This is a genomic window from Bosea sp. F3-2, assembly GCF_008253865.1.
Taxonomy (GTDB): domain Bacteria; phylum Pseudomonadota; class Alphaproteobacteria; order Rhizobiales; family Beijerinckiaceae; genus Allobosea.
The window spans coordinates 128,120-151,724 of sequence record NZ_CP042333.1 but is presented as its reverse complement, the minus strand read 5'-3'; the positions used below and the strand labels follow the sequence as shown (position 1 = coordinate 151,724).

21 protein-coding genes are annotated in these 23,605 nt (G+C 63.6%); 14 read left to right on the top strand and 7 right to left on the bottom strand.

All coding sequences use genetic code 11. The features are described from left to right. The first annotated feature begins 8 nt into the window (after nt 1-8). The 12 genes from FQV39_RS32705 (at nt 9) to FQV39_RS32650 (ending at nt 13,441) form a co-directional block, all read left to right on the top strand. The gene (locus tag FQV39_RS32705; RefSeq protein WP_149134619.1) at nt 9-449 is read left to right on the top strand and encodes a hypothetical protein; all 441 of its coding nucleotides are present in this window, start codon (nt 9-11) and stop codon (nt 447-449) included. Then, nucleotides 430-1,089, top strand: coding sequence for a 5-oxoprolinase subunit PxpB (pxpB, locus tag FQV39_RS32700; RefSeq protein WP_149134618.1), 660 nt, complete (start codon nt 430-432; stop codon nt 1,087-1,089). The genes FQV39_RS32705 and pxpB overlap by 20 nt, the downstream gene beginning before the upstream one ends. Then, nucleotides 1,086-2,066, top strand: a complete 981-nt coding sequence (locus tag FQV39_RS32695) for a 5-oxoprolinase subunit C family protein (protein WP_149134617.1) — start codon at nt 1,086-1,088, stop codon at nt 2,064-2,066. The genes pxpB and FQV39_RS32695 overlap by 4 nt, the downstream gene beginning before the upstream one ends. A gap of 714 nt (nt 2,067-2,780) precedes the next feature. After that, nucleotides 2,781-3,998 carry a LysR family transcriptional regulator gene (locus FQV39_RS32690; protein WP_187640402.1) on the top strand — a complete coding sequence of 406 codons (1,218 nt, stop codon included), beginning with the start codon at nt 2,781-2,783 and terminating at the stop codon, nt 3,996-3,998. Between the two features lie 220 nt (nt 3,999-4,218). Beyond that, a complete protein-coding gene (locus tag FQV39_RS32685) occupies nt 4,219-5,517 on the top strand; it encodes an NAD(P)/FAD-dependent oxidoreductase (RefSeq protein ID WP_149134615.1) in 1,299 nt (432 codons plus the stop codon). A 431-nt stretch (nt 5,518-5,948) separates the two neighbouring features. Then, a complete protein-coding gene (locus FQV39_RS32680) occupies nt 5,949-7,259 on the top strand; it encodes an NAD(P)/FAD-dependent oxidoreductase (protein WP_149134614.1) in 1,311 nt (436 codons plus the stop codon). A 45-nt stretch (nt 7,260-7,304) separates the two neighbouring features. Continuing rightward, nucleotides 7,305-8,315: an Ldh family oxidoreductase gene (locus FQV39_RS32675; RefSeq protein WP_149134613.1), complete on the top strand. Its 1,011-nt coding sequence runs from the start codon at nt 7,305-7,307 to the stop codon at nt 8,313-8,315. A gap of 120 nt (nt 8,316-8,435) precedes the next feature. Further along, nucleotides 8,436-9,623, top strand: coding sequence for an NAD(P)/FAD-dependent oxidoreductase (locus tag FQV39_RS32670; protein WP_149134612.1), 1,188 nt, complete (start codon nt 8,436-8,438; stop codon nt 9,621-9,623). A 29-nt stretch (nt 9,624-9,652) separates the two neighbouring features. Then, nucleotides 9,653-11,026 (top strand): NAD(P)/FAD-dependent oxidoreductase, encoded by a 1,374-nt coding sequence (locus tag FQV39_RS32665; protein ID WP_149134611.1) that lies wholly within the window; start codon nt 9,653-9,655, stop codon nt 11,024-11,026. Between the two features lie 110 nt (nt 11,027-11,136). After that, the gene (locus FQV39_RS32660) at nt 11,137-11,487 is read left to right on the top strand and encodes a RidA family protein (RefSeq protein ID WP_149134610.1); all 351 of its coding nucleotides are present in this window, start codon (nt 11,137-11,139) and stop codon (nt 11,485-11,487) included. A gap of 197 nt (nt 11,488-11,684) precedes the next feature. Beyond that, entirely contained in the window at nt 11,685-12,446 is a 762-nt protein-coding gene (locus tag FQV39_RS32655) for a 5-oxoprolinase subunit B family protein (RefSeq protein ID WP_149134609.1), read from the top strand. After that, entirely contained in the window at nt 12,443-13,441 is a 999-nt protein-coding gene (locus FQV39_RS32650; protein ID WP_149134608.1) for a 5-oxoprolinase subunit C family protein, read from the top strand. The genes FQV39_RS32655 and FQV39_RS32650 overlap by 4 nt, the downstream gene beginning before the upstream one ends. 605 nt (nt 13,442-14,046) lie before the next feature. Here the strand turns inward: FQV39_RS32650 and FQV39_RS32645 are convergent. The 7 genes from FQV39_RS32645 to FQV39_RS32615 all read right to left on the bottom strand — a co-directional run bounded on the left by FQV39_RS32645 (nt 14,047) and on the right by FQV39_RS32615 (nt 21,399). After that, entirely contained in the window at nt 14,047-15,414 is a 1,368-nt protein-coding gene (locus tag FQV39_RS32645) for an MmgE/PrpD family protein (RefSeq protein WP_149134607.1), read from the bottom strand. A gap of 520 nt (nt 15,415-15,934) precedes the next feature. Continuing rightward, nucleotides 15,935-16,630, bottom strand: coding sequence for a GntR family transcriptional regulator (locus tag FQV39_RS32640; RefSeq protein ID WP_349238612.1), 696 nt, complete (start codon nt 16,628-16,630; stop codon nt 15,935-15,937). A gap of 125 nt (nt 16,631-16,755) precedes the next feature. Further along, complete coding sequence (locus FQV39_RS32635; RefSeq protein ID WP_149134606.1) at nt 16,756-16,974, bottom strand: 4-oxalocrotonate tautomerase; 219 nt, start codon at nt 16,972-16,974, stop codon at nt 16,756-16,758. A 61-nt stretch (nt 16,975-17,035) separates the two neighbouring features. Then, nucleotides 17,036-17,926, bottom strand: a complete 891-nt coding sequence (locus FQV39_RS32630) for an ABC transporter permease (protein ID WP_149134605.1) — start codon at nt 17,924-17,926, stop codon at nt 17,036-17,038. Beyond that, nucleotides 17,923-18,870, bottom strand: a complete 948-nt coding sequence (locus FQV39_RS32625; RefSeq protein WP_149134604.1) for an ABC transporter permease — start codon at nt 18,868-18,870, stop codon at nt 17,923-17,925. The genes FQV39_RS32630 and FQV39_RS32625 overlap by 4 nt, the downstream gene beginning before the upstream one ends. Before the next feature lie 18 nt (nt 18,871-18,888). Continuing rightward, complete coding sequence (locus FQV39_RS32620; protein WP_149134603.1) at nt 18,889-20,532, bottom strand: peptide ABC transporter substrate-binding protein; 1,644 nt, start codon at nt 20,530-20,532, stop codon at nt 18,889-18,891. A gap of 99 nt (nt 20,533-20,631) precedes the next feature. Further along, nucleotides 20,632-21,399, bottom strand: coding sequence for a LamB/YcsF family protein (locus tag FQV39_RS32615; RefSeq protein WP_149134602.1), 768 nt, complete (start codon nt 21,397-21,399; stop codon nt 20,632-20,634). A gap of 544 nt (nt 21,400-21,943) precedes the next feature. Here FQV39_RS32615 and FQV39_RS32610 point away from each other — a divergent pair. Further along, entirely contained in the window at nt 21,944-22,150 is a 207-nt protein-coding gene (locus tag FQV39_RS32610) for a hypothetical protein (RefSeq protein ID WP_149134601.1), read from the top strand. Further along, on the top strand, nt 22,147-23,598 hold the full coding sequence (locus tag FQV39_RS32605) for an amidase (protein ID WP_248313568.1): 1,452 nt from the start codon (nt 22,147-22,149) through the stop codon (nt 23,596-23,598). The genes FQV39_RS32610 and FQV39_RS32605 overlap by 4 nt, the downstream gene beginning before the upstream one ends. Nucleotides 23,599-23,605 lie beyond the last annotated feature (7 nt).

The following is a 23,605-nucleotide window of genomic DNA, read 5'->3' as shown; positions in this document are numbered from 1 at the left end:
GAAGCATTGTGGATATTGAGAAGATCAAGGCGCTGATCGATTTGGTCAGCTCCTCGGCGGTCATGGAACTCGATCTGTCTCAAGACGCGACGCGGTTCGGGGTCGCGCGTCCGATCCCGAGACCTTCAGGCCTTCACCCGGCAAGATCACGCTTTGGCATGCGCCCGGCGCGCCGCGGGGGTCGCGTCGACCGCCATGTCATCACTGGCTACACGGTGCCTTCCGCCGACGACTCGATGATCGCGGAGTTGATCGCGCTGGGCGCGACCGGGGAGGGGACCTTCGCGGGGCTGCGGGGCGCCCTCGCCGAAGCGCGGGTCGATTTCATTCGCACCAACATACCGCTGCATCGTGCGCTGCTCGACGACCCGACTTGCGCCGCGGCGGCACGAGTATTCACCATCTGGAGCAGTGGCCGGGGAGGCTGCAATGACCGAGACGGACCCTGACGAGCCGACCTTCAGCGCGATGGGCGAAAGCGCCTATCTCTGCGAGTCGCGTCGACCGCTAAATGACGCCGATCAGCACCGCATGTGGGCTCTCGCGGAGACGGTGGGCGCATGGCCGGTGGTTCGCGAGGTCGTCATCGGTGTCAACAACATTTTGGTCATGCTGACGCCGGACGCTCCGCCTTCGATAGTCAAAGCGTTGCGAGAGGCCTGGCTTTCGGCCGGCAGCGCCCGCGCCGCCGGGAAGCTGGTGACAATTCGCGTCGATTATGGCGGGCCGGACGCACTCGATTTGTCGATGCTGGTCGAAGCGACAGGCTTTTCGGCCGAGGAACTGTTCCGGCGCCATGCCGCACCGGAATACACCGTCTCAACGGTCGGCTCGATGCCGGGCTTCGGCTATCTCTCAGGCCTCGACCCCGCCCTCGCCACGCCTCGCCGTGAGGCTCCGCGGACACGCATCGAGGCCGGTAGCGTCATCATCGGCGGGGTCCAGTCCGGCATCATGCCAATTGCCGCCCCTTCCGGCTGGCATGTTCTCGGCCGGACAGATGTACCGCTGTTCTCGCCGCAAGCCGAGTCGCCCGTTCTACTAAAGCCCGGAGACAGGGTTCGTTTCGAAATCAGGACGCTCAAATGATTGAGATCCTGTCTTGCGGGGCGTTAGCGACCGTCCAGGACCTTGGGCGCTTCGGGCACCGGCGGCTCGGCGTCGGGACGGCCGGGGCAATGGACGTGCTCGCGCTTCAGATCGGCAACCTTATGCTTGGAAACGGGCCTGGCGACGCGGCCATCGAGATTACCGCTTCGGGCATGCGCGTCCGGCTCGAAACCGATACCGCTTTCGCTCTGACGGGCGCGGAAGCCGTGGCAGATCTCGACGGCCTGGCGATCCCGCCCTGGTGGGCTCATGCCGCGAAAGCGGGCAGCGAGCTGACGATCCGCTCTCCGAAGGTCGGGCTGCGGACCTATCTGGCCCTGCGCGGCGGGATCGCCGTTCCCGAGATCCTTGGCTCGCGGAGCACAGACCTTAAGAGCGGCTTTGGCGGTCATGAGGGGCGTTCCCTGAAGGCGGGCGACCGACTGCCCTGCGGGCTCGCGGAACCCCTGAACCTACCGTATCGCGGCTTCGGCGTGAAAGCGCCGATGCAATCTCTCGGACCCATCGGCCCGGAGGATGAAGCGACCGTCGTCAGAGCCATCCCGGCCGCGCAACACGAGTCGTTCACCGCAGACGCCCGAGCGGCTTTCTGGTCGGCGCCCTGGAAGCTTCGACCAGACAGTAATCGCATCGGTTTCCGGTTCGAGGGGCCCGAACTGGTCGCCGGTCACCGCAGGGAACTTCTATCGCACGGGATTCTTCCCGGAGTCGTGCAGGTGCCCCCGGGCGGCCAACCCATCGTGCAGATGCGGGACGGCAACACGGCCGGCGGATATCCTAAGATTGCCGTCGTGATCGAGGCCGACCTCTGGAGACTTGCGCAAATCCGGCTCGGAGGGAGGGTGCGTTTCCTCGAGGTCGATCGTGACGCAGGGCTGGCGGCAGAGGCCGAGATCAGCGGATATCTCGGGCGGATCAAGCATGATGCGCGATTGGCTTCGGGGTACCGGCCATGAGCGCGGCACCTGCCTTCTCCGCCGCCGAATTCAACAGATGTGGCGCTTTGCCTCGAGCAGAATAGCCTAAACGAACTGGAGATCCAGACGGACGAGACCCGTCTGCATCTAGTCGTCCAACCACGTGCGCTCTTACCTATTGCCGCTGGGCGTGCGTCGCGGCCAATTGCGGATACCGACGGTTCCGGCATTGTCGTCTCCACGGCGATTGGGTGACTTCGCCATGGAAGCCCAGGCTCAGGCGAGGAGCTGCTGGGCGCCAGCGACGTGGTGTCCACCGGGCAAATCCTGGCTGTCCTCGAAGCGGTTGAATTGCGGTTTCCTGTCGTTGCAACTGCGCACCGGTTCGTCGATAGCTGACTTGTCGAGGAGGCGGCGATCGTAGGTTGCGGCGACGCGATTTAATCGTGAAGTCTCGACCTCGAAACGGATCCCGGAGGATGGCCGTGGTCACGGACTAGCGCGGCGATTTCTGTGACGCGAAGCCCATTGCTGTCGACGCACAGGCCAGTGTCGGTGGCGAGCCATTGCGGCGGTTTGGCCCGAGTCATTCGTCGTGCGGAAGATATCAGTGTCTTCGGCGTTGATGGCTGATCGAATCCGCGCTGATTTATTTACCCTTGAGCCCCGGCCCTGGGCGACGTTCTCGCGCGCTCGCTTCGAATGTATAGAGTGAGGCGGGCTCATCATATCGGCTACACACATCGCGATCCCATGGATTTGCAGACCACTCGACCGCCGAATCTGCGGCAGCTGCGATTGTTCAAACTGCTGCACGAGGGTGCGAGCATTAGGGCCGCAGGACGCCAGTTGAGCATCAGCCAGCCTGCCGCGACGCTGAGGCTGGCATCACTCGAAAAGTACTACCAACGAACCTTGTTCGAGCGCCGTCCCGACGGGCTGGCCGCGACGCGCCATGCGGATGCCCTCTATGCGAGGATTAGGGCGGCCTTCGGATTAATCGACGAGGCGGTCGCAGTCGCGCGGGGCGCACGTATGCCGCTGGCAAGTCTTTCCACGACCTTGAACCGGCTGACGGTCTCGCAACTGCTGTCCCTGGTGAGCATCGACCGATACGAGGGATTCTCCAACGCGGCTGGGCACAGCGGATTGAACAAGTCCTCGATCCACCGATCCCTCGCGGAGCTGGAGGCAGCGCTTGGCATCGAGCTCGTTCACCGCGAAGGCGCGCGCGCCACCACCACGCCGCAGGGCAAGCTGGTCGCTCGGCTGTTTAATCTGGCTCTGGGCGAGATCAGGCTCGGGGAGGCGGCCGTCCACGAGGTCGACGGCGTTCTGGCTGCGCCGATCAATGTCGGCGCGGCGCGCATCGTGTCCCAGGAGGTGCTGCCGCGGGCGATACTGCGATGCTCTCGGGAGATGCCGTCGGTGCGGTTCGAGGTCCGGCTGGAGGATCACGAGACGCTACTCCATGAGCTGCGCAGTGGCGCCCTCGACCTGGTATTCACAACATTCCGGCCGCTTGACTCGCCTGACCTTGTCGTCGAGCAGTTGTTCGAAAGCAATTTGCGCATCATATGTCGTGCCGGACATCCGCTCGCTGGACTCGGCGCTGTCTCGGCTGCGCATCTCGCCCGCTTTCCGTGGATTCTTGGCATGGATCCCGCCAGTTCTGCGGCGCGGCATTGGCGCGATCTGTTCGAGCGCGAAGATCTCGCGCCGCCCGTTCCCTGGGTCCGGACAAGCTTGCCCGCCATGGTTCAGGCTCTGCTGCGAGAGACTGACGGGCTGGCTCTGGAAATCCGCTCTGTCCGGCATGCGGAGCGAGGAACTTGCGACCTGGTCGCGCTTTCGAAATCCATACCGGATTCCGAGCGACATGTCTGGCTTGCTTATCGCCGCCACTGGCAATCGACCAAGGCGCATGAAGCCTTTCTGGAGGCTGTTCGCGCGATCGCGGCAAAGGTCTGAGACCGGCTAGCCGCGGCTGCGCCGCCAACATCCAAGGCCCGCTACTCCGATCGCATTGTTACTGCATCACCCGCGTGACGGAGATGCATGCAACAGGCCTTGATCCTTCGGAAGACCATATAGGATGCAATGTTGCCATTTTGGATAATATCAGCTTATGATCGTTTAACGTAAGTGGCGGCTTCACCTGCTGGCCGCTCTTTTCTCCGCCGGATGGTGCATGGCTGTGGCAGACTCCCAACCCGAACTCCCTGAAGCCGTCGACACAGTCGTCATCGGCGGCGGCATCATCGGTGCCGCCACGGCCTACTATCTCGCCGACCGCGGCTATTCGGTCGCGTTGTGCGAGAAGGGCCGGATCGGCGCCGAGCAGTCCGGCCGCAATCAGGGCTGGTGCCGCGTGCAGAAGCGCGCGCCGGGCGAGCTTCCGCTGATTCTGGAAAGCATGCGTATCTGGAAGGGGCTGGATGCCGAGCTTCAGGAAAACACCGGTTTCACCGAAAGCGGCATTCTGACGCTCTACCGCAACGAGCACGAGGCCGCCGAGGCGCAGGAATGGCTGGCGAAAGCGCAGCCCTATCAGCTCGACATACGCATGGTTTCCGGCAAGGAGCTCGCCGCGCTCGTGCCCGGCGCAGCGACGCAATGGAAGCTCGGCCTCTACTCGCCCGGCGACGGGCGGGCCGAGCCAGCCCTGGCAGCGCCGGCCTACGCCAAAGCCGCGGCTCGCAAAGGTGCCAGCATCCTGACGAACTGTGCGGTGCGCGGCATCGAGACGACCGGCGGCCGAGTCTCCGGCGCCGTTACGGAGCGGGGCACCATTCGCTGCTCTTCGATTGTCCTGGCCGGCGGCGTCTGGTCGACCATGTTCTGCCGCACGCTCGGCATCCGGCTGCCGCAGCTCAAGACGATGTCGAGCCTGATCCGAACAGGCCCGATCGAAGGGGGGCCGAGCGTCTCAATCAAGGGACCCGATTTCTCTATCCGCAAGCGCCTGGACGGCGGCTACACGATAGGCTTCGGCGCCTGGAACCGCTCGGAGATTGTGCCCGACAGCTTCCGCTATTTCTTCGATTATCTCCCGATGCTTATCAAAGGAGAGAATAGCCTCAAGCTGCGGGTTTGGCGGCGGTCGCTTGCCGAGACTTTGCAGCGCACGAGCTGGGCGCTCGACGAGGTTTCGCCCTTCGAGAAGGTCCGCGTGCTGGACCCGACTCCGTCTAACTCTGATATCGCAAGCGCCATCCGCAACATTCGGCGCGAGTTCCCGATCTTCGACAGGATGACCATCGCGCATCGCTGGGCCGGGCTGATCGATGTCATGCCGGACACGCAGCCGGTGATCTCCCAGGTGGCGTCACTGCCGGGCTTCTACATCTCCAGCGGCTATTCGGGGCATGGGTTCGGCATCGGTCCCGCAGCGGGGCGCCTAACGGCCGATCTCGTCGACGGCACGAAGCCGCTGGTCGATCTTAGCACCTTTCGTCTGCAGCGCTTTCGCAAGGCGGAAGCCGCCTGAACCATCGAAGCGCGTCCAACGACCTCAAGACCGAAGAAACGTTATGAGCAAGCTCCAGTCCGTCCTACGCACGGCGGCCTTCGTTACCTCGAGGGGCCTACACCATCGTCAAGGAGGAATCGGGAAGGATGGCAGGTCTTTGATCGCAACAGCGACAACGACGGCTCGCTGAAGCTCGATAGTGGCCGCACCGCCCTGCTACGCGACGCCGGCGTCATGTTGCCGCTGGCGTTCGACTGAGCGCGCAAGCCGAGTTCCGCGAGGGCCTAGCCGAGAAGGCTGCGCAGCCGTGGATTTTACCAGGCCCGAAACGGCCTGGATTCAGATTAGCCGTGGCGAGCGTTCCAATCGGCGTAGCGCCAGAGCGAAAGCACATTGAGATCGCAAATGTTTCGGCCGCTCCGTTCGTGGCATGTCATGAGGGTACCATCGTGAAGCGCGTCATCTATCCGGACTATCTCGGCCGAAGCGGCTGGAACGCGATGCTGCCGCCGCGGCAACCCAACGGCGCGGCCCAAGGGCGGCTCGCCGTACGCTATGCGGTGATAGGCGCCGGCGTCACCGGGCTCGCCGCCGCCCGCCGCCTGGCCGAACTCGCCCCCAACAGCCAGGTCGCGCTCATCGACGCGAAGGTTGTGGAGGAAAGCGCCTCGGGCCGGAATTCGGGCTTCATCGGTTCCGGACTTCCAGCGGTGGGCCACGGCAAGGCCGCCGATGCCGCCGCGGCCCTGGAAAAGCAGGACATCGCGGCGAAGATCGACCAGGAGGGGCTCGCATGGCTGAAGGAATTGTCGGAGCGTCACGGCTTCGAATGCGGCCTGACCCGCATCGGCTCGTTCAAGGCGGCAGCCACGGATCGCGGCCTGGAAATGCTGCGCGGCGTCAGCGCGGCGGCCGCGGCGCAGGGCCGCATCCTGCCGATTCTTTCCGAGAACGAGGTCTTCGCCCGCACCGGCATGCGCTTCTACAAAGGTGCCATCTTCTCGGACAACACCCATCTGATCCAGCCCGCCGCCCTGGTACGGGGCCTGGCTGGCAGCCTGCCGGGCAATGTCACCCTGTACGAGAACACCCGCATCGACGGGCTGGAGAAGGTTGGGGCGGACTGGATCCTCTCTGGCGACGGGCTGCGGATCGCGGCGAGGAGCGTCGTCCTGGCGAGCAATGCCTCGACCAAGTCCTTCGGACTGCTCAACGACCGCCTGGCGACGCTCTACACCTATGTGGGCATTACGCCGAAGCTTTCGGACCCGGCCGTGCTCGGTAGCGACGAGCGCTGGGGCATGACCTCGGCCCAGCGCGCCGGCGGCAGCACGCTGCGCAAGCTCGCCGACAACCGCTTCATGATCCGCAGCCTTTATACCTATGAGCGCGAGCTGCGAAACGACCGCGTCCGCGAGCTCCTGCTCGAGAAGTTCCACCGGCGCTATCCGCAGCTCGTAGGTGTCGATTTTGAATATGTCTGGGGCGGCTTCACAGACATGACGCGCAACGGCAAGCCGTTCTGGGGCCGCCTGGACGACAACCTTTATGTGTCGGCGGGCTATAACGGCTCGGGCGTCGCCAAGGGAACGGCGCTCGGGCGGCGCCTGGCGGAGCTCGTGCTCGCGCCCGGGCGCGAGCACGAGATGACCACCGCCATCGGGCGCGCCAGCTGGATGCCGCCCGAGCCTTTCCGGAAGATCGGCCTTTCCGCGATCGTGAAGTACGAGGAGCACCAGGCCGGGCGCGACGCGCTCTGACCGCAATCCGGCTGCCGGCCTTCCCGGCGCGTCCACGGAGAGATCATGGCTGCCCTTCCGCGAATGATGGAGCTTCCAGAGCTCGACGCGCTCGTGCGCCGCGCGCTGGTGCGCGCCGGGATGGCCGAGGCCCATGCCGGCCATGTGGCACGCGGGATCGTCGCCTGCGAACGCGACGGCGCGCGCAGCCACGGCCTCCTGCGCCTTCCCGGCTTCGTCCATTCCCTACAGATCGGCTGGGCGGACGGACGGGCCGAGCCCGTCTGCACCTGCGAGACCGAGAGCCAGCTCCGCTTCGACGCGCGCAACGGCTTCGCGCAGGTCGTGCTGGCGCAGGCCCGCGCGCGGTTGGTCGAGAAGGCCCGGCGCAACGGCGTGGCGACGCTGCTCTCCGGAAATTCGCACCATTTCGCTGCGCTCTGGCCCGATATCGAGGATTTCGCGGCGGAAGGGCTCGTGGCCTTCGCCTGCGTCAATTCGAAGAAGCGCATGGCCGCCTGGGGCGGCGGTCGGCCCGTTTTGGGCACGAACGCCATGGCCTTCGCCGCGCCGCGGCCGGACGGCCCGCCGCTGGTCTGGGACCAGTCGTCAAGCGTGCTTTCGCAGGGCGACGTGCTCCTCGCCGCCAAGGAGGGGCGGGAGGTCGCGCCGGGCATCGGCTGCGACGCACAGGGCCGTCCGACCACCTCGCCCGAAGCCATCCTCGGAGGCGGGGCGCTGCTGCCCTTCGCCGGGCCCAAGGGGGCGTCGCTGGCGGTGATGGTCGAGGTGCTCGCGGCAGCGCTGACTGGCGGACCCTTCGGCTTTGAGGACCGTTCGCCGGCCGGTGGCGCGACGACGTCGCTTGGCGGTCAGTTCCTGCTCGTTGTCGATCCCGGCGTCGGTGGAAGCGATTTCGCCGGGCGGATGCAGGCTCTGACGGCGGCGCTGCTGGAAGCCGGGGCCGAGCGCATGCCGGGGGACCGGCGCTATGCTGCGCGCCGACGAGCGCTCGCCGAGGGCGTCGCGCTCGATGTCGGCCCCCTCGAGATGTTGATCACCTTGGCCGGCGGTTGAGCCATCCGCAGGCGCATGGGGTTGATCGCTTCAAGATATTATACAATTGACATTTTAATGTATCCATATGACTAAGTTTAAATCCACTGTCGGCGCGACAGTCGTTCGTGCGAGGGCCAAATGACAATGCCACAAACGGAGCTGCTTCGTGCGGACGTGACCATCGTCGGAGGCGGAGCGATTGGCCTCGCCACAGCCTATTTCCTCGCCGTGCACCCGAAGCCGTGCTCGGTCCTCGTTGTGGAGCGCGACTCGACCTATTCGCTGGCCTCCACGCCGCGTGCGTCGGGCGGCATCCGGCGCCAGTTCACCCTCGAGGAGAATGTGCACCTCTCGAATTTCAGCATTCCGTTCTTCGACGACTTCGCGCGGCTCATGGAGGTCGACGGCGAGAGGCCTGAGATCAACCTGCGCAAGAACGGCTATCTCTTCATCGTCCCGCCCGAGAAGATGAAGGGGCTCGAAGCCAACTATCTGCGCCAGAAGTCGCTTGGCGCCAATGTCGAGCTCCATGACGCCGCCGAGCTGAAGGCGCTCTACCCGTCGATGAATGTCGAGGATCTCGGCGGAGGCGTGCGTTCGCCGGACGATGGCTGGATGGACCCCCATTCGGTCCTGATGGGCCTGCGCAGGAAGGTAAAGTCGCTCGGCGTGCGCATCGTCGAGGACGAGATCGTCGGCTTTGGGACCGGCGGCGGACTGGTCCGTACGGTCGATCTGAAGTCCGGCGGCACCGTCGAGACCGATTTCGTGGTCAACGCGGCCGGCGCCTGGTCGGCGCAGATCGCCGAGATGGCGGGGCTGAGCATCCCGGTGACGCCGCTGCGCCGGTTCGAGCACTATTTCGAATCGGCCGAGCCGATCGAGCCGCTACCGTATCTCAAGGACATCCATCGGCTCGCCTTCCGGCCGGAGGGCAAGGGCTATTCCGGCGGCGTCCCGACGCTGGACGAGCCGCGCGGTTTCAATTTCGAGGCCGATCACGACTACTTCGAGCGCGTCGTCTGGCCGGCCCTCGCGCATCGCTTCCCCCAATTCGAGCGGACAAAATGCAAAGCGACGCTGCCCGGTCTCTACGACCAGAACGACTTCGACGGGAACCCGATTATCGGGGCCTGGTCGGAGGGTTGTTCGAATTTCCTGCTGAACTGCGGCTATTCCGGCCACGGCCTCATGCACGCGCCGGGCGCCGGGCGCGGCATTTCCGAGCTGATCCTCGACGGCGCCTTCCAAACGCTCGACCTGACCCGGCTAGGCTGGGAGCGGATCGTCCGTAACGAGCCTCGGCCGGAAACCGGCATCCTCTGAACGCGGCGGCAAACCATCCGGAGACGACATTGAGCGAACCCAAGCAGCATTTCGACACCGTGATCGTCGGTGCGGGCAATGCCGGAATCGCGGTGGCATATTATCTGGCGGTCAACCACGGCGTCACCAATGTCGCCATCGTCGACGAGCGCCAGCCCCTCAGCTACACCTCGGCGCAGTCAGGCGAGAACTACCGCAACTGGTGGCCGAACGGGGTTATGGCCAGCTTCACCAACCACAGCATCGATCTGCTGGAGGAGGTGGCGCGGGCCAGCGGCGACCGGATCAAAATGACCCGCCGCGGCTATGCGCTCGTCACCCGGCGCAGCCATCCCGAGGATCTGATCGCGGAGCTGACCCACAGCTTCGGGCAGTCTTCCGACGGGCTCATCCGCTTCGTCGACGGCGACACCTCGGGCTATCGCTCGCCGGATGTCGACGACTGGCGCACGGCCCCGGCCGGCGTCGACGTCATCACCAACCGCGACCTGATCCGCAAGACCTTCCCAGGCTATGCCGACGACGTCGCGACGGTGCTGCACATCCGCCGCGGCGGTTCCATCAGCGGCCAGCAGCTCGGCCAGTTCATGCTTGAGACGGCGACGGCGGCCGGCGCCCGCCTCCTGCCCGGCAAGGTTGTCGGGATCGAGGCCGCCGGCTCCGGCTTCCGACTGTCGGTCGCTAAGGGCGAGCGCACGATGACGATCGCCGCCGACCGCATCGTCAATTCGGCCGGCCCGTTCGTCGGCGAGATCGGCGCCATGCTGGGCGAGAAGCTCCCGGTTTCGAACATCTATCACCAGAAAATCTCCTTCGAGGACAATGCCGGGGCGATCGACCGGCGGATGCCCTTCACCATCGACCTCGATCCGCAGCAACTTGCCTGGACCGACGAGGAGAAGGCGATCCTCGCCGAGGACCCGGCGACGGCCCGCCTCCTGGAGGGCATGCCGGGCGCGATCCATTGTCGCCCGGACGGCGCCGAGAGTGGCAAGTGGATCAAGCTCGGCTGGGCCTATAATCACGATGTCGGCGACCCCCATGGCGAGGAGCCGCGCGATCCGCAATTTCCCGATACGGTTGTGCGGGGCGCCAGCCGCCTGCACCCGAAGCTCGCCGGCTATCTCGGCAGGCTACCGCGCGGCACGCATCACTACGGCGGCTACTACACGATGACGAACGAGAACTGGCCGCTGATCGGCCCGATGGCGACGCCTGGCGCCTATATCGCCGGCGCGCTTTCGGGCTTCGGCACTATGGCCGCCTGCGCGACCGGCGCGCTCTGCGCCGCCTGGATCACCGGCAACGCGATCCCTGACTATGCTGGCGTCCTCAGCCTCGGCCGCTATGACGACGCGGAGCTGATGTCGCGCCTCGCCGAGGACAAGAAGGGGCATCTCTGAGCAGATTTTGGCGGTGCGGCAACCTGTCCGAACGCATCCATGCCGGCGCCAGCGGGGTAACAAGCGGAGTTGGATACGTACTTCACCACTACATAACCAGGAGAAACGCAATGGAAATCGTTCACGTCGGCTCCAAGCCGCGCGCCAGCGAATACATCGAGTTCAACAACGTCGTCTACGTCTCCGGGCTGACCGCACCGAACCGCGATGTCGGCATCGAGGGGCAGACCCAGCAGGTACTCGACAGGATCGACGCCGTCCTGGCTAAGGCGGGAACGCACAAGGGCAAAATACTCGCCGTGCAGGTCTTCTTGGCCAATATCGATCGCGACTTCGACGCCATGAACACGGTCTGGGACAAGTGGACCGACCCCGACCATGCCCCGACTCGGGCCACCGTGCAGGCGCCCATGGCGCGCAAGCCGATCTTGATCGAGATGGTTGTGCAGGCGGCGAAATAGCTGCAGGTCAGCAGCTCGCACGAGGGCGTGCTTGAGAGAGTGGGAACCCGCTTCCGCCTTCGACCGCCCCGTCTCGTCTCCCAGTTCTTATCTCCCGGCCCGTTGTTCCTATCATTTGCCTCGGGACGGGCGGGAACAGGATGATAAGCACCGAATGACAGGTTCGGGCTGCGGTGGGCAGCCGGGGCCACAGACCGATGACCCCCCGTCCGGCATGCCGAAGCAAGCCGGACGACCGGCCGAGTATCACGCGCATGTCGACGTCCCTCATGAATCTGGCGGCGCCCCGCGTCAGCCTTTGCGGAGCATCCGCAGTGTTGCTCGATGCAGAAGGACCGCTGTCTCTCCCGACGCAGGAGCGGATCTGGTCGTTGAGCGAGCGCGTCCGCGACCTTAGCGGCGTCCTTGACACGCATCCCGGCATGAACAGTCTTCTCGTGCTCCTGGACCCGCTTGCTGTCGATGCCGACGCCTTTGCCGCGGAACTTCTCAAGCGTTGGGCCGATACGCGGCCGGGACGCGTGCGGGGACGGACGATCGAGATGGGGGTCGTCTATGGCGGCGAGCGCGGCATCGACATGCCGGATTTCGCAGCTTTTCACGGTCTGTCGCCGAAGGAGGTCGCGGAGCTTCACGCGGCGCCCGAATACGTGGTGTTCGCGCCCGGCACCGGGCCGGGCTTCGGGTTCCTTTTCGGGCTCGACCCGCGCCTGTTCACACCGCGCCGGCAGGTGCCGGTCATGCGGCCGGTCGGCAGCAACATCAGCATCGGTGGAGGGCAGGCGGGACTTGGGACACCACAACGGCCGGGCGTACCCGCGGCGACCGCTCCGACCGGCTGGCATGTCATCGGCCATGTGCCCGATGCGCCAGTGCCGTTCGACCTGAACCGAGAGCCGCCGTTCCTGCTGGCCCTGGGGGACCGAATCCGCTTCCGCATCGAAAGCGTCGTCGCATGATCGAAATCGTGCAGACGGCCGCGCTGAATTCGGTGCAAGACCTCGGACGCTTCGGCTATCGCCGCTACGGCATCAATGCCTCGGGAGCGATGGACGCGCTGGCGCTCGCCGCCGGGAACGCGCTTCTCGGCAACGAGCCGGGCGCCGCGGGGATCGAGGTCCAGCTATTTCCGTTCGTTGTGCGCTTCCATGTGCCGACGCGTCTTGCCGTTACCGGCGCCGCTTGCGACGCGACGCTCGACGGGCGCCGGCTCCCGCCCTGGTGGAGCGTGCCCGTCAATGCAGGGCAGACGCTGACGCTGGGCTTCCCGCGCTTGGGCGTCAGGTCCTACGTTGCGGTGACAGGCGGCATCGACGTGCCGGAGGTGCTGGGATCGCGCAGCACCTATGGCCGCCTCGCGATCGGCGGCCATGAGGGGCGGAACCTGGCCCTGGGCGACCGGCTACCGATCCGGTCCTGCGAGGGGGCTCCGCAATCGAGTGCGGCCGGGTTCGGCGCGTTCCCGCCGGCCGCTTTCATGAAGCTGCCGCCTCATACCGCTGCCCGGCCGGGCGATCTCGTGCTGCGTGTCATCCCGGCAGCGGAATACGAGCAGTTCACCGAAGAATCGCTTCGCGAGTTCTGGTCGGCCGCCTGGTCGGTCACCCCGCAGAGCAACCGCATGGGATACCGTCTTTCGGGCACGAACCCCTTGATGCGGCTCGAGGCTACCGAGATGCGCTCGCATGGCCTTGTACCGGGGGTAATCCAGGTGCCTCCTTCGGGGCAGCCGATCATCCAGCTCGCCGACGGCAATTCGTCGGGAGGCTATCCAAAGCTCGGTTACGTCATAGCAGCGGATCTATGGCGTTTGGCCCAAGCGCGTCCGGGTACGGCGCTGCGTTTCGTGCGCTGCGACGTCGCGGCGGCGCGGGAAGCCGATCGGCTGGCGGCATTCTATCTCGGTCAGTTGCGGGCAATGGCGGAGGCACAACTCAGGGCCATGGCGTCATGAGCATACACGCGGCGGAACTGGCTGAGTTAGTGAGGCGGATGCGCGAGGCCGGCCTGGCATCGGCGATTTTGGACCGTGCTTCTCTCCGCCTTGTCATTTCTGGCCGCGGACCGCATCGTGTGGAAACGGCTCTCGGCCGTGTTCGGGACGGCACCGAGCTCCTGCGTTCCCCGGGGGTGGGACGGCTTTGGTTGCGCCACCCCGCGCAGGAGCGCGACCTGCCTATGACGGGTGGTGGTGTGGCGAACGGAGATACCGTCGCCTTCGTTGTAGCCGGCATGCTCGTTCTTCCCGTCGTGGCGGGCGTAATTGCGCGATCTCTTCGCTTCCTGGTGGAGCAGGGCGCACAGGTCGATTACGGCAGACCTCTGGCGGAGCTAGACGGGGTTGCATGATGGCAGCGGCACCATTGCCGATGGTCTGAGCGGAACAGCGCGGATAATCCGGCTCAATAGCGAGCTGGCCGCTTAATCGCGATGCGATCTCATCCGCGTTCTCGGACGGCGTGACCCGGTCTGCGGCAAAACCGACATGCTCTTGCCTCCCCATAGAGTCTGTCGCTCCATGGGGAGGTCGGCACAGCCGCATTCCCGCACTGGTCTCGGTCAGGTCGGCCGGAACAACTTGGTGATGTCCGTAATCTGGGGCGCCTCCTCGAGGCTCATCAGCAAGTCCAGCGCTTGCGTTGCTTTCGCATCCCCGATCACGGGCGAAGCCAGGTCGAGGAATTTCTCTTCGACCTTTTTCGGCGCCCAGTTCCCGGGCCCGTCCGGCGGGAAGGACTGGCGTTCGTTGAAAGTCGTCCCATTCTTCAATTTGACGTTCAGGATCACGCCGAGCTTTCTGGGATCTTCGATGTGCTCCTGGCGAACCTCCGGGTCCGTATAGCGCGTCACTTTCCTGGCGAAGGCCTTGACCTCCTCACGCGAAACATTGTCCATCGTGAACTCGCCGGCGCTGACCTTCCTTTCGAATGCGGCGATGGCCAGCGAAATCGGCAAGCTCATTTGCGCGTCGTAGAGATCAACCGGATCATAAGGGTGGGTCGCCGAGAAATCCGAGCCCACACCCGCCTTGATCTCCTCGACATCCTCCGCATTGAACCGGTGCTTTTCCATCAAGGTCAGGAGGACATCGATCGGAGACTGGAACGTTCCGCAGCAGGCATAGAGCTTGATCTGCGTGTTCATGACCTCGAAGACATCCCCGAGCTCCTTGTCGAGCTCGTGAGGCCGCGGGTTGGTGGTGAAACCGCGGAGGAAGCCCCGCTTCCCTTCGATGATCGTACGCGGTCCCGTATAGCCGAGCCGTGCGAGCTTCGCGGCCAGCGAGCCATGATAGGCGGCCAATCCGGAATGGAAACGTTCGGTCCAGGTGCCGTCCTCTACGACTTCTTCCAGGCCGGACGAGGTGCTCCCAGCGATTCCTAGGGCATTGACCATCTTGCCGTGATCGAGCCCGTAGAGCTTTCCCACCGTGACCGCCGAGCCGAACGGACCCGTGGTACAGGTGGGATGGAAACCTTGGGCGTAATGCGCCACGGGGTCCAGAGCCATTCCGATACGATGCTGGACATCAAAGCCGGCTGCAAAAGCCGTGATGATGTCTTTTCCGGTACTCCCAAGCTTTTCGGCTGTCGCGATTGCTGCCGGGGCGATCACGCCGGCGATATGCAGTGCGGAGCTGTGGTGGACATCGTCGAAGTCCAGCGAGTGTGCCAGCGCTCCGTTCGCCATCATCGCGTAGTCGGCTGGTACCTTCTGGCCTTCGCATATGACGGTGGCTTCGGCAGATCCGCCTTCGTCCAGGACGAATTGGGTCGATACCCGGGACCAGGGCGTCGACGCGCCGCCGATACAACAGCCGATCGTATCCAGAATAAGCTTCTTGACTTGTGTTCTGACTTCGCCAGGGAGGCGATCATAAGTTAATCTCGTGGCGAATTCGGAGAATTTTTCTGTCGCTGTCCTCATGTGGTATTTTTCTCCTGTTGGTGTATTGAGTAAGGAAAAATGTCGTATCGAGTATTGGATGCCGATACGATAATTTAGATCGGTTGATTATTGTGCCGGGCTGTGAACTCCGCGCATTTGGACGGTTAGGCAATTCGAGCCGTCTGGTTCCATCCAAGCGGGTCCAACACGCGAGTTTCAGTTCAGCCCCGGTGAGGTGATGCCATCGACAACGCTACTACGGAAAATGTATCCAGAGAATGGTATAAGAATGCAGTTTGGAGAGAATGGATAATGAGAATGGTGAGTGTGGCTCTGGGAAAGAGTTCCACCACCGCCACCAAGCCCATGATCTTCCGGAAATGACAGTCCGTCCTGGAAGGAGCCGATCTGTCGACAGCTGTCGCACTTCTCCCGGGCGGAAGCGCGCCCCTGAGCCGGACAGGGCGACTGCCAGTGACGGCCCCTGCTCCCCATTTGCAGCGGATCGATCGAGAGCGTTTTGTCGATCTAATCGCGGAGCCGTCAGATCGGAACGGTCCTAAGCCGAACGCTTTCGACGGGCGGCCGCCATCAGCGATTTCTGTGTGTGGACGATGTGCTGCTCCAATAGCTTCACGGCTTCGTCCGCAGCGCCCCTGCGGCAGGCGTCGAGAATCGCGAAATGCTCCTGCTGGGGGATGTCCTTGCCGGATGCCTTCGACACCTGCGTCCTGTCGTACAGGCTAAGCTGGCCATAATTCCCCTCGATCAGCGCGATCAGCCTGGGCAGGTTGCAAGGCAGATAGAGCGTCTCGTGGAAGCGCCAGTTCATCTGGCTCCACAGCACCGGGCTGATCTCGGAATCGTAGGTCGCGAGGATTTCCGCGGCCTGCTCGAAATCGGCCTGGATCATGTTCGGGATTGCGAGCCTGAGCGCCCGGCATTCCAGCCCGATCCTGATTTCCAACAATTCGTTCACGTCCGACCACGATAGCGCGGCGACCGTGGCCCCCTTGTTGGGCAGCAGCTTGATCAAGCCCTCTGCCTCGAGTTGCCGGAACGCCTCCCGCACCGGAATCCGGCTGGTGCCGAAGCGTTCCGCGAGCTCCTCCTGACGCAGTTGAGTGCCGGCCGGATAGCCCCCGTCTAGGATGGCTTGTCGCAGCCGGTCGCGTACATCCTCGGCTGCGGACCGACGTGCTTCCGCTTGACTGTCCACGTTCAACCCGCGCTCACCAGAAATTATCCATTCCACAATTCTAGTATCCAACGGCTCCGGTCGCAAGGCGAAGTGTCTACCTCGCCATCCCCAGCCGACATTGACGATCGCCCTGCCTCAGCCGTTGCAAGGGGCGCCGTCATGGGCCGGCGTTGCGCGCGTCAGGACGCGGCTTCCGAACGGGCCGCGGCCGGCCGGGGCTGGGCAAAGAACCTGCCTCCACGCGCCCAGTTCGACCCTTCAATCTCGACGAATACCACGTCGACCGACTCGACTGGGCATTTCAGGATCTCGGAGGTCAGTTTCGTGACCTGCTCGACATAGGCGGATTTCTGTTCGTGGCTTCGGCCGGGAGATAGTTCGATACGCAGCGTCGGCATGAGGTCCTCGTTCGGGTCGGCGTAGGATGGCGGGGTTCCGGCTCGGAGCCCGGCATCGGGGTTAGAGTTGGGTCGATGTTTCCTGCTTGGGGTCGAGCGCGTCGCGCAGGCCGTCGCCAATGAAGTTAAAGCCGATGACGGCGATCGTGATCATCGAGCCGGGCAGCAGGGCGAGCCAAGCATAGCTCGTCAGATAGGTCTGCGCGTTATTGAGCATGTTGCCCCAGCTCGGCGTCGGCGGCTGGATGCCGAAGCCGAGGAAGCTGATATAGGATTCCGACAGGATCGCGCCTGCCACCTTCAGCGACGACGCTACGATGATCGGCGAGAAAACGTTGGGCAGCACGGAGCGGAAGATGATCCGCCCGTTCGAGGCTCCCATGGCGCGCGCGGCATAAACATAATCGAGATCGCGGACGGCCCTGACCTGCGCCTCGACGATGCGGGCGATCTCCATCCAGGTCGTGCAGGCGATCAGCAAGACGATCGTCGTCACGCCCGGCTTCAGGAAGGCGGAGACGGCCAGCAAGAGGAAGATGCTGGGAAAGCACAGGAAGCTGTCGACAATGCGCATCAGCACCGCGCCGACGACGCCGCGGTAATAGCCGGCGATCAGCCCGATCGTCGAGCCGATCACGATACTGAATAGCATCGAGAGAACGCCGACGCCGAGCGATACGCGGCCCGCCATCAGTAACCTGGCGAGCACGTCGCGGCCGAGCTGGTCTGTTCCCAGGATATGGCTCCCGGTCAGCGGCGCCGTGAAGCGGCCGCGCATATCGATCTGCGTGTCCCCGTAAGGCAGCAGCGCTGGCCCGAAGATGCAGGCGATCGTCAGTGCCGCGATGGCGAGCGAACCAACGACCGCGCGTCGATTGCCGAGAAAAATCCTGAGCGCGGTCTTCCGGCCCGGTGCTGCCGCCGCGAAGGGCTCCGTGGAGATCAGCGTCATAATTGGATCCTCGGATCGGCAACGGCGTAGAGGATGTCGGCAATGAGGCTGCCGATCAGGACGGCGATGGCCGTGAAGACGAGCAGGCCCATCACCACCGGGAAGTCCGAATACTGGATCGCGTCGTAGAAGAGGCGGCCGATGCCCGGCCAGGTGAAGATCGTCTCTGTTACCAGTGCTCCGCCGAAGAGCTGCGGCAAGTGCAGTCCGATCAGCGAGATCATCGGAAGCAGTGCGTTCCTCGCCACGTGGCGGTACAGGATGCGCCGCGCCGACAAACCCTTGGAGCGGGCGGTGCGCACGAAATCCTGCCCCAGCACGTCGATCACCGAGGCGCGCATGTAGCGGCTCCACGTCGCCACGCTGACCAGGCTCAGCACGACGGCCGGACCGATCAAATGGTGGAGATAGTCCAAAAGCGATTCGTCGCCGACCGTGAACCTGTCGCCGGAGGGGATCCAGCCCAGGTTCAGGGAGAATACGATGATGACGATGAAGCCGAAGAAGAAGGTCGGCACGGATACGGCTATCATCGACAGGGTCGTCGCAACATTGTCGAAGGTGCCGTAGCGCCGCAGCCCGCTGACGATGCCGATCCAGCCACCGAGCAAGATCGATATCGTCATGGCAGCCGCCATCAGCTGAAGCGTTGCGCCGAGGCTGGCGCCGATCACCGTCAGGACGGGCTCGTTCGAGCGAAGGGAATTACCCCAATCGCCCCGCAGCATCCGCAGCAGCCAGTCGAGATACTGGGCGATGAACGGACGATCGAGACCCATCTGCTTCTCTAGCCGCAGCACGTCTTCGGGGGACATGCCGCCCTCGGCGACGTATTGCGAGAGCGGGCCGCCCGGCGCGAGATGCAGGATCAGGAAGCCGAGGAGGCTGACGCAGAACAGCACTCCGAGCGATTGCAGGCCTCTGCGCACAAGAAAGCTCATCATGAGGGTCGACTCCCGCGTTCAGCCGACCAGCCGCCAAGTTCCAACGTTCCAGACGTTGTTCGGCATGTTGGGATTGTCCACATAACCGGTTAGGTTGGCCTTTGTGCCTTCGATCACGGCTGGACGGTAGATCGGCAGGATCGGCAGGTCCTCGCGCAGCAATTCCTGCACGCGGGCATAGATTGCTTTCCGCTCCCCCCGGTCGAAGGTCACGACGCCCTTGGCGAGGAGCTGATCGGCTTCCGCGTTCTCATAGTAATAATAGTTGCTGCCGCTGCCGGTCTTGTTCGGGATGCTACTGGCCGAAAAACGGGCGCTGCAGTCCGGATCCTCGCCGAGGAAGTAATTGGCCGTCGTGAGCATCGCCTCGAACTGCGATTTCTGCAGGAAGGAGCCGAAAAGGAATGCGGCGGCCTTGTTGTCCACCTTGAGCGAGACGCCGATCTTCTGCCAATCCTGAACCAATATCTGTTCGATCTGCTCGCGTATTTCGTCTCCCGACGTGGAGGAGACGGCAAATTCGAGGCGTTTCCCACCTTTTGAGCGAATGCCGTCCGCGCCACGCACCCAGCCGGCCTGGTCGAGCAATGCGTTAGCTCGCGCGAGGTCGAACTGGTGAGGGGGAATCTTGTCGTTATAGGCCCAGCTGCTGGACGGGTAGACGCTTTCAGCCGGCAAGGCCGTGCCTTCCGTCACGATGTCGATGATGACCGATTTGTTGATTGCAAAGTAGAGCGCCTGCCGCACCGCCTTGTCCGCGAGCACGGGGTTGGACAGGTTGAACGCGATGCCTTCGACCGAAGCTCCGGCGTTCGATGTGACCTTGCGGCCGGGGAGGGCCTTGGCCTCCGCATACAGGTTGGGAAGGATGCCGCGAATGCCGATATAGTCAATCTGGCCGCCTTTGAACTGAGCGTACATCGCCGTAGCGTCGGGAATGTATTTGAAGACGAGGCGTTCGAGGTACGGGCCCTCGCCCCAGTACTCGGTGTTCGCCCGCAGCAGGATCTGGTTGCCCGCCACCTTCTCGCCCCAACGGAATGGCCCCGTGCCGATCGGCGCGTTGTTGAACGGCGCCTCGTTCGGGTCGACGCCGTCGAAGGCGTGCTTGGGGACCAGGAAGACCCAGGCCATTAGCGAGAGATAGGGCGCAAAGGGCTGTGACATCGTCCACGACACCTCGTGCGGACCGAGAACCTTGATCTCTTTGATCAGCTCGTGCCCGCGCCTCGACATCGCCTTGAAATTGGGCGCGTTGAGCAGTTCGAGATTGAACTTGACGTCGTCGGCGGTGAACGGCTTGCCGTCATGCCATTTGATGTTCTCACGCAGCTTTACCGTCCAGGTCAGCCCGTCCTTGGAAATGCCGCCGTTCTCTAGCGAGGGCACCTCTTTCGCCAGCTTCGGGACGTAATTGCCCTTCGCGTCGATCTCCCAGAGCTGGTCATACAGCGCCGGCCAGATAGCGCGATCGACGATCAGGGCGAAGGCGTGCGGGTTGAGGACCTTGATCTCTTGCGAGAAGCCAAGGATCGCTTGCCCCTTTGGAGCGGGTTTCGCCCCAGTCTGCGCCAGGGCAGGGCCGGTCCCGCCGGCGACGATCGCGGCGGCCGCCCCGGCCATGATGAGTTCGCGGCGCGAAATGTCGAACTTGCTGTTCATGATAATCCCCTCGATTTTTGATTGGTTCGGAAACCGCCGTTTTGCGCGCTTCCCATGAGCCGGCACCCGTTCCGGCGCCAGGTATTCTCGACCGCCGCTTTACTCCGCAAGCTCGGTCAAAGGCACGATCTCTCCTCCCCCGGCCTCGACGGTCTCCCGAATGGTCCTGGCGATTGCAACAGCGCCGGGCGTGTCGGAATGAACCAGAACGCATTTTGCATCGACCTTGAGCCGCTTTCCGGACTGCGCGGTGATGGTGCCGTCGTGCAAAAACTGCTCGATACGGGTCCGCACTTCATGGAGGTCGGTAATGACCGCGCCCGGCTTTGCCCGGCTGACCAGGTGCCCGTCGTCGGTATAAGCGCGGTCGGCGAAGATCCGGCCAACTGTGCGCAGGCCGATCGATCGGGCATAGGCTTGCCAGGGGCTGTTGGGTTCGGCCGGAATGATGATGTCCTTGTCGAATGCGGCGAACACGTCGAAGATCAGTTGCAGATATTCGGGATGCTCGCGCGACATTTCACCGAAAACGCCATGGGTGCCCGCATGGGTCACCGAATAGCCGGCGACCTTGGCGATGGCCGAGAGCGCGCCAAGTTGATAGAGCGCGTGCTTCTGCATGTCGCGCGGATCGATCTTCATCTGCACGCGCCCGAACCCGAGCAGGTCGGGCAGGCCTATATGGGCTCCCAGAGCCAGGCCGTATTGCTTCGAGGCCTCCGCCATCCGCGTCATGATGACGGCGTCGCCGGCATGGAAGCCACATGCGACGTTAGCGGAGGAGACGATCTTGACGAGCTCTTCGTCGTCGCCCAGGCGCCAGCGGCCGAAGCCTTCGCCGAGATCGGAGTTAATGTCGATGCGCATTACGATAGTCCCGTGACGTTATCCAACGACCGTTGGTGAATTGAGTTCAGCCGGCTCAATTGCTGAAGATGATGTTCAACAACCGTAATTGAGTAGCAATATGATATGCGCTCGAAGTGATCATTTTTTGTCAACGATCTGCAAAAAATGAACCATAACTCCTGTATTACGGGCAATTTATTCCAGATATGATATATCAATAGGCGTAATAGTTGATTCATTTGCGCCTCTAAAACGATGGTATACACTAATTCCACGTTCTGAGCTTGGAGTTAGTTTGGCGTTTCATTAGCAGAGGTAGCCGCCACTCTCGGTCACGCCCAACGCCTCCGACCTACCGAGATCGTTCGCTGCGATAATTCCTGCGATGCTCGCAAGTCCGGAAACCGGCACTTTAGGGCCTCAAGGAGATGCAGTTCACATTACGTGTATCCATTCATACTCTGATTGGATATAATTTTCTAGGCCAGCCTGTTGGTTTTTCTCGCGCGGGGCAGGCTGACCGTGTCCCGGGTGACCGCACGAAAGATTGGAAAGCCGAGTCATGCCTCCCGACATTAAGACGCTTAGCGGCGGTTACGTTGCCGCCTGGTTCGATGTGACATCGCCAAATCGCATCGGAGACGAGCTGGCCGGCAGCCTCAGCAGTTTGATCGACGGCATGGCCTCTCTGCGAGGCCAGCTTTCGTTCGAGGACGAGCCGGCGACCTTCGAGGCCGTTCTACATGAAGAGAAGGAGCGCAACGCATGAATGCGGCGATGGAAGTTTCGGGCGACCTGACGTCACTGGGTCTCGTCCAAGCCGCCGCCGCGATCGCCGCAGGCGAGGTGACCTCAGTCGATCTCACTCAAGCCGTGCTAGCGGCTATCCGGACGCACGCGAAAGCGCTGAACGCTTTCCTGTGGTTGGATGAGGAAAGGGCGCTGGAGACCGCCGCGTCGCTAGACAAGGCGCCGAGATCGGAACGGGGCAAGCTGCACGGTGTGCCCCTCGCCCACAAGGACATGTTCTACAGCAAGGGTCGGATCTCAACCTGCGGCTCCAGGCTTCGAGAGGATTTCAGGCCGTCCTATACGGCGACCGTGATCGAGCGCCTCGAGGGGGAGGGTGCTTTCGCGATCGGTGGGCTGAACATGGCTGAGTTCGCCATGAACGCCACGGGTCACAACGAGTATTTCGGGCATTGCCGCAACCCGTGGAATCGCGATTACTGCCCTGGCGGATCCTCCTCGGGTTCCGGAGCGGCCGTCGCAGCGCGCCTTGTCTATGCGTCCCTGGGCTCCGATACCGGCGGTTCCGTCCGACTGCCGTCTTCCATGTGCGGGGTCACCGGGCTCAAGCCGACGCAGACGCGAGTTTCGCGCCATGGCGTCATGCCCCTGGCGTTCTCCGCCGACAATGTCGGTCCTCTGGCGCGAAGCGCGCAGGATTGCGCGCGCATGCTGTCGGTTGTCGCCGGCGCCGACCCCCGCGATACAACCAGCAGCTCCGAACCGGTGCCCGATTATGAGGAGGCTCTGGACGGTGACCTGCGGGGCCTGAAGGTCGGCGTCCCCGAGAACTACTTCCTCGACGGTGTGTCCCCCGACATCATGCGGGCGTTCGAAGAGGCTCTGAAGGTACTCGAAGGCCGTGGAGCGGTTCTGCGGCGTGTCACCATCCCGGAGATGGATGCAGTCGTCGCCTATTGCAATCTGCTGTCGCGGGTGGAGGGTGCCACCATTCATGCGCAGTGGATGCGGTCGCGACCGCAGGATTACGGTGTGCCGCTGAACTCGCGGCTATATGCGAACCTGGCGGTCCCGGCCGCGGCCTATGTCGAGGCGCTCTCACGGCGCGGCCCGGTCCTGCGGTCGGTGTGCCGGGCCGTGTTCACGGAGGTCGACGTCTTCGTCGCGCCTACAATCCGCATCCAGGTACCGACGCTTGCCGCTACCGACATCGCAGCCGGGACCGGCAATGCGATGGACGTTTTCAGTCCGATGTCGCTTAACGCGGTCTCGTCCAACACGCGGCCGATGAACTATCTAGGACTGCCCTCGCTCAGCGCGCCGTGTGGCTTCGACGACAACGGCATGCCGGTCGGGCTCCAGATCCAGGGACGCCCCTTCTCGGAGGCGAGGCTCCTGAAAATCGCGGACGCTTTCCAGCGCGACACCTCACATCATCGCAAGGTGCCGCCGATGATCACCGCCTGAGGGCATT

Excerpts from the sequence above, each read along its gene's own strand:
- FQV39_RS32625 (WP_149134604.1), bottom strand. The coding sequence starts at position 18,870 with ATGATGAGCTTTCTTGTGCGCAGAGGCCTGCAATCGCTCGGAGTGCTG.
- FQV39_RS32605 (WP_248313568.1), top strand. The coding sequence starts at position 22,147 with ATGAATGCGGCGATGGAAGTTTCGGGCGACCTGACGTCACTGGGTCTC.
- FQV39_RS32620 (WP_149134603.1), bottom strand. The coding sequence starts at position 20,532 with ATGAACAGCAAGTTCGACATTTCGCGCCGCGAACTCATCATGGCCGGG.
- FQV39_RS32690 (WP_187640402.1), top strand. The coding sequence starts at position 2,781 with ATGGATTTGCAGACCACTCGACCGCCGAATCTGCGGCAGCTGCGATTG.
- FQV39_RS32660 (WP_149134610.1), top strand. The coding sequence starts at position 11,137 with ATGGAAATCGTTCACGTCGGCTCCAAGCCGCGCGCCAGCGAATACATC.
- FQV39_RS32695 (WP_149134617.1), top strand. The coding sequence starts at position 1,086 with ATGATTGAGATCCTGTCTTGCGGGGCGTTAGCGACCGTCCAGGACCTT.
- FQV39_RS32685 (WP_149134615.1), top strand. The coding sequence starts at position 4,219 with ATGGCTGTGGCAGACTCCCAACCCGAACTCCCTGAAGCCGTCGACACA.
- pxpB (WP_149134618.1), top strand. The coding sequence starts at position 430 with ATGACCGAGACGGACCCTGACGAGCCGACCTTCAGCGCGATGGGCGAA.
- FQV39_RS32630 (WP_149134605.1), bottom strand. The coding sequence starts at position 17,926 with ATGACGCTGATCTCCACGGAGCCCTTCGCGGCGGCAGCACCGGGCCGG.
- FQV39_RS32645 (WP_149134607.1), bottom strand. The coding sequence starts at position 15,414 with ATGAGGACAGCGACAGAAAAATTCTCCGAATTCGCCACGAGATTAACT.
- FQV39_RS32615 (WP_149134602.1), bottom strand. The coding sequence starts at position 21,399 with ATGCGCATCGACATTAACTCCGATCTCGGCGAAGGCTTCGGCCGCTGG.
- FQV39_RS32675 (WP_149134613.1), top strand. The coding sequence starts at position 7,305 with ATGGCTGCCCTTCCGCGAATGATGGAGCTTCCAGAGCTCGACGCGCTC.
- FQV39_RS32670 (WP_149134612.1), top strand. The coding sequence starts at position 8,436 with ATGACAATGCCACAAACGGAGCTGCTTCGTGCGGACGTGACCATCGTC.
- FQV39_RS32610 (WP_149134601.1), top strand. The coding sequence starts at position 21,944 with ATGCCTCCCGACATTAAGACGCTTAGCGGCGGTTACGTTGCCGCCTGG.
- FQV39_RS32655 (WP_149134609.1), top strand. The coding sequence starts at position 11,685 with ATGACCCCCCGTCCGGCATGCCGAAGCAAGCCGGACGACCGGCCGAGT.
- FQV39_RS32635 (WP_149134606.1), bottom strand. The coding sequence starts at position 16,974 with ATGCCGACGCTGCGTATCGAACTATCTCCCGGCCGAAGCCACGAACAG.
- FQV39_RS32650 (WP_149134608.1), top strand. The coding sequence starts at position 12,443 with ATGATCGAAATCGTGCAGACGGCCGCGCTGAATTCGGTGCAAGACCTC.